The sequence below is a fragment of the Streptomyces tateyamensis genome, from assembly GCF_003205575.1.
Classification (GTDB): domain Bacteria; phylum Actinomycetota; class Actinomycetes; order Streptomycetales; family Streptomycetaceae; genus Kitasatospora; species Kitasatospora tateyamensis.
This window is the reverse complement of record NZ_PYBW01000240.1, coordinates 1-4,978: the sequence shown is the minus strand read 5'-3', so window position 1 is coordinate 4,978 and position 4,978 is coordinate 1. Positions and strand designations below refer to the sequence as shown.

The following is a 4,978-nucleotide window of genomic DNA, read 5'->3' as shown; positions in this document are numbered from 1 at the left end:
TATGTCAGGGGTGGGTGCGGTTGACAGTTTCATAGTGTTTCGGTGGTCATAGCGTGAGGGAAACGCCCGGTTACATTCCGAACCCGGAAGCTAAGCCTTACAGCGCCGATGGTACTGCAGGGGGGACCCTGTGGGAGAGTAGGACGCCGCCGAACAACCTTTCAGAAGAAGCCCCCAGCCTTTATGGCTGGGGGCTTCTTCGCGTTTCTGGCCGTATTGCCGGGCTCCCGCCGGGGCCGGGTCACTGCCCCGGCGGTTCGCTCGCGCTGGCGATCACCGCGAAGACAGCGCCCTGCGGGTCGGTGAGCTGGACGAAGCGGCCGACATCGGGGGCGTCCACCGGGTCGCCGCGCCGGCCACCGCCGAGCTGCTCGGCGCGGGCCACGGCGGCGTCCACGTCGGCGACCTCGAAGTAGGGCAGCCAGAACGGGGTGGCGCCGGCCGCCCTGTCCTCGTCCACCAGGGTGACGATGCCGCCCTGGCTGGCATCGGTGCCGCCGTCGGTGGGGGTGACCACGGTGTAGGTGAAGTCGCCGAACGGCACGTCCTGTTCGATCCAGTTGAAGACGCTGCGGTAGAACGGCTTGGCAGCTTCCGGGTCGGTGGTGTGCAGCTCGGTCCAGCAGAGCGTGCCGACCTCGGTGACCGCGTCCAGGCCGGTCGTGCTGCCGGGTTGCCAGACCGCGAAACGCGCGCCGCCCGGGTCGGTGAAGCCCGCCATCCGGCCCTCGCCGAAGACGTCGTAGGGCCCGAACCGGAGCGCGCCGCCGGCCTCGGCGACCAGTTGCGCGGTCCGGTCGGTGTCGTCGGTGCAGAAGTAGACCGTCCAGGCGGAGGAGGCGCCCTCCTCGGTCAGCGGGCCGAGGGCGGCGACCGTGCGCCCGTCCCGGCGGAAGAAGCCGTAGCCGCCGGAGCCGGGGCCGGCCGAGGCGTACGTCCAGTCGAGCAGGCCGCCGTAGAAGGCCTGGGCGGCGTCGGGGTCGGGGCTGCCGAGGTCGATCCAGTTCGGGGCGCCAGGGGGGAAGTCGGTGGTCAGCATGGTGGTATCCGCCTCCGTCGAACGAGGGTCCACTTGTCATCGTCAGCCCTGGGCGGTGCAGAGACAATCGCGGTCCTGGGTGTCGGCACGGAGAGGTACGGTTCATCACGCGAGGCGAGCCGTCGAGGGGGTCCCGGATGAGCGGGCAGCAGGTCCAGCAGGCCGGTCGGCAGGCCGGGCAGCCGGCGGTGCCGCACCAGCTGGCCCAGCTGGAGGGGGTGCTGGAGCGGATCACCTACGCGAACGAGGAGACCGGGTACACCGTCGCCCGCATCGACACGGGGCGCGGCGCGAGTGACCTGCTGACCGTGGTCGGCGCGCTGCTCGGGGCCCAGGTGGGTGAGTCGCTGCGGCTGCACGGGCGGTGGGGCTCGCACCCGCAGTACGGCCGCCAGTTCACCGTGGAGAACTACACCACCGTGCTGCCGGCCACCGTGCAGGGCATCCGGCGCTACCTGGGCTCGGGGCTGATCAAGGGGATCGGGCCGCGGTTCGCTGAGCGGATCACCGAGCACTTCGGGATCGACACGCTGGACGTGATCGAGCGGGAGCCGGCCCGGCTGGTCGAGGTGCCGGGGCTGGGGCCGAAGCGGACCAAGATGATCGCCGCCGCCTGGGAGGAGCAGAAGGCGATCAAGGAGGTGATGGTCTTCCTGCAGGGGGTCGGGGTCTCCACCTCGCTGGCCGTGCGGATCTACAAGAAGTACCAGGACGCCTCCATCGGCGTGGTGAAGAACGAGCCGTACCGGCTGGCCTCGGACGTCTGGGGGATCGGCTTCCTGACGGCGGACAAGATCGCCCAGGCGGTGGGGATCCCGCACGACAGCCCGCAGCGGGTGATGGCGGGCCTGCAGTACGCGCTCTCGCAGAGCAGCGACCAGGGCCACTGCTACCTGCCCGAGGAGAGGCTGATCGCGGACGGGGTGAAGCTGCTCCAGGTGGACGTGGGCCTGGTGATCGAGAGCCTGGCGGCGCTGGTGGCCGAGGAGGGCGTGGTGCGCGAGCTGCTGCCCAGCGCGGACGGGCCGGGCGGCGAGCCGGTCTCGGCGGTCTACCTGGTGCCGTTCCACCGCGCCGAGGTGTCGCTGGCCAACCAGCTGCGCCGGCTGCTGTACGCGGAGGGCGACCGGATGCCGGGCTTCGCCGAGGTCGACTGGACCAAGGCGCTGCGCTGGCTGGCCGAGCGGACCGGTGCCGAGCTGGCACCCGAGCAGGAGCAGTCCGTCAAGCTCGCGCTGACCGAGAAGGTCGCGGTGCTGACGGGTGGTCCGGGGTGCGGCAAGTCGTTCACCGTGAAGTCGATCGTCACCCTGGCGCTGGCCAAGCGGGCCAAGGTGCTGCTGGCCGCGCCGACGGGGCGGGCGGCCAAGCGGCTGGCCGAGCTGACGGGCCACCAGGCGGCGACCGTGCACCGGCTGCTGGAGCTGCGCCCGGGGGGTGACGCGGCCTACGACCGGGACCGCCCGCTGGACGCCGACCTGGTGGTGGTGGACGAGGCCTCGATGCTGGACCTGATCCTGGCCAACAAGCTGGTCAAGGCGGTGGCGCCGGGTGCCCACCTGCTCTTCGTCGGGGACGTGGACCAGCTGCCCTCGGTGGGCGCCGGCGAGGTGCTGCGCGACCTGCTGGCGGACCGCAGCCCGATCCCCTCGGTCCGGCTGACCAGGATCTTCCGGCAGGCCCAGCAGTCCGGAGTGGTGGTCAACGCGCACCGGATCAACGAGGGGCAGCCGCCGCTGACGGAGGGCCTGGCTGACTTCTTCCTGTTCGTGGAGGACGACACCGAGCGGGCGGCCGGCCTGGTGGTGGACGTGGTGGCGCGCCGGATCCCGCAGAAGTTCCGGCTGGACCCGCGGCGCGACGTGCAGGTGCTGGCCCCGATGCACCGCGGCCCGGCCGGCGCCGGCAACCTCAACACGCTGCTCCAGGCGGCGGTGACCCCGGGCCGCGAGGGGCTGGCCGAGAAGCGGTTCGGCGGGCGCACCTTCCGGGTCGGCGACAAGGTCACCCAGATCCGCAACAACTACGACAAGGGCCGCAACGGGGTCTTCAACGGCACGGTGGGCGTGGTCACCGCGCTCAACCCGGACGACCAGACGCTGACCGTGCTCACCGACGAGGACGAGGAGGTGGGCTACGACTTCGACGAACTCGACGAGTTGCAGCACGCCTACGCGGTCACCATCCACCGCTCGCAGGGCAGCGAGTACCCCGCGGTGGTGATTCCGGTCACCACCTCGGCCTGGACCATGCTGCAGCGCAATCTGCTCTACACGGCGGTGACCCGGGCGAAGAAGCTGGTGGTGCTGGTCGGCTCCCGCAAGGCGATCGGGCAGGCGGTGCGCACGGTGAGCGCGGGTCGTCGGCACTCGGCTCTCGATCACCGGCTCGGCGGGGGTATCTTGACGTGAAGAAATTGATGCACCAGCCTAGTCTTGCCGTGATCTTGTCCGGTTCGCACCGGATGGGGCAGCGGCTTTTGTAGGGGAAGGCTCTTTTGGGCCACCCCGGGTACGCGACCGTCCTTCGCATGGGGGAGGGTGGGACGAGTCAGGGCCCGGAAGAGGATTTTCATTTCGTCGGTGAGGAAGACGTGAGCGACAACTCGGTAGTACTGCGGTACCAGGACGGCGAGTACGAGTACCCCGTCGTCGAGAGCACTGCGGGCAACGCCGGCTTCGACATCTCGAAGCTGCTCCCGCAGACCGGCCTGGTCACCCTGGACAACGGCTTCGGCAACACGGCTGCCTACAAGTCCGCGATCACCTTCGTCGATGGTGACAACGGCATCCTCCGCTACCGCGGTTTCCCGATCGAGCAGCTGGCCGAGCAGGGCAGCTTCATCGAGACCGCCTACCTCCTGATCAACGGTGAGCTCCCCACCGCCGACCAGTTGGCGGGGTTCAACAGCGAGATCACCCAGCACACCCTGCTGCACGAGGACGTCAAGCGCTTCTACCAGGGCTTCCCCCGCGACGCCCACCCGATGGCGATGCTCTCCTCGGTGGTCGGCGCGCTGTCCACCTTCTACCAGGACAGCCACAACCCGTTCGACGCCGACCAGCGCCACCTGTCCACGGTGCGCCTGCTGGCCAAGCTGCCGACCATCGCGGCCTACGCCTACAAGAAGGCGATGGGCCAGCCGTTCGTCTACCCGCGCAACGACCTGAGCTACGTCGAGAACTTCCTCCGGATGACCTTCGCGGTCCCCGCCGAGGACTACGAGCTCAACCCGGTCGTGGTGAACGCGCTGGACAAGCTGCTGATCCTGCACGCGGACCACGAGCAGAACTGCTCCACCTCCACCGTGCGCCTGGTCGGCTCCAGCCACGCCAACCAGTTCGCCTCGATCTCGGCCGGCATCTCGGCGCTGTGGGGCCCGCTGCACGGCGGCGCCAACCAGGCCGTGCTGGAGATGCTGGAGCAGATCCAGAAGGACGGCGGCGACGTCGACGCCTTCATCCGCAAGGTGAAGAACCGCGAGGACGGCGTCAAGCTGATGGGCTTCGGCCACCGTGTGTACAAGGCCTTCGACCCGCGCGCCGCGCTGGTCAAGGGCCTGGCGCACGAGGTGCTGGGCCAGCTCGGCCAGTCGGACGAACTGCTGGAGATCGCGCTCAAGCTGGAGGAGCACGCGCTCAGCGACGACTTCTTCGTCTCCCGCAAGCTGTACCCGAACGTCGACTTCTACACCGGTCTGATCTACCGCGCGATGGGCTTCCCGACCAGCATGTTCACCGTGCTGTTCGCGCTGGGCCGGCTGCCGGGCTGGATCGCCCACTGGCACGAGATGATCAACGACCCGACCAGCCGGATCGGCCGTCCGCGCCAGATCTACACCGGCACCGCGATCCGCGACTACGTGGCGCTCGACAAGCGCTGACCCGTCCGGCCGCAAACGGCAGGGCCCCGCCGACTCCGAGGAGTCGGCGGGGCCCT

Annotated in this window: 3 protein-coding genes and 1 rRNA gene; 3 read left to right on the top strand and 1 reads right to left on the bottom strand. The window is 69.6% G+C overall.

Features of this window, described 5'->3' with window-relative positions:
- Window positions 1-38 precede the first annotated feature (38 nt).
- Window positions 39-155: ribosomal RNA gene (gene rrf, locus C7C46_RS33080) — 5S ribosomal RNA — on the top strand.
- Window positions 156-241: 86 nt separating this feature from the next.
- On the opposite strand, the gene C7C46_RS33075 is transcribed toward rrf, so the two are convergent.
- A complete protein-coding gene (locus tag C7C46_RS33075) occupies window positions 242-1,039 on the bottom strand; it encodes a VOC family protein (protein WP_110673602.1) in 798 nt (265 codons plus the stop codon).
- Between the two features lie 137 nt (window positions 1,040-1,176).
- On the opposite strand from C7C46_RS33075, the gene recD2 reads away from it, so the two are divergent.
- Together recD2 and C7C46_RS33065 are read left to right on the top strand one after the other, a co-directional pair.
- Complete coding sequence (gene recD2, locus C7C46_RS33070) at window positions 1,177-3,450, top strand: SF1B family DNA helicase RecD2 (RefSeq protein ID WP_110673601.1); 2,274 nt, start codon at window positions 1,177-1,179, stop codon at window positions 3,448-3,450.
- A 182-nt stretch (window positions 3,451-3,632) separates the two neighbouring features.
- Window positions 3,633-4,922, top strand: coding sequence for a citrate synthase (locus C7C46_RS33065; protein ID WP_110673600.1), 1,290 nt, complete (start codon window positions 3,633-3,635; stop codon window positions 4,920-4,922).
- Window positions 4,923-4,978 lie beyond the last annotated feature (56 nt).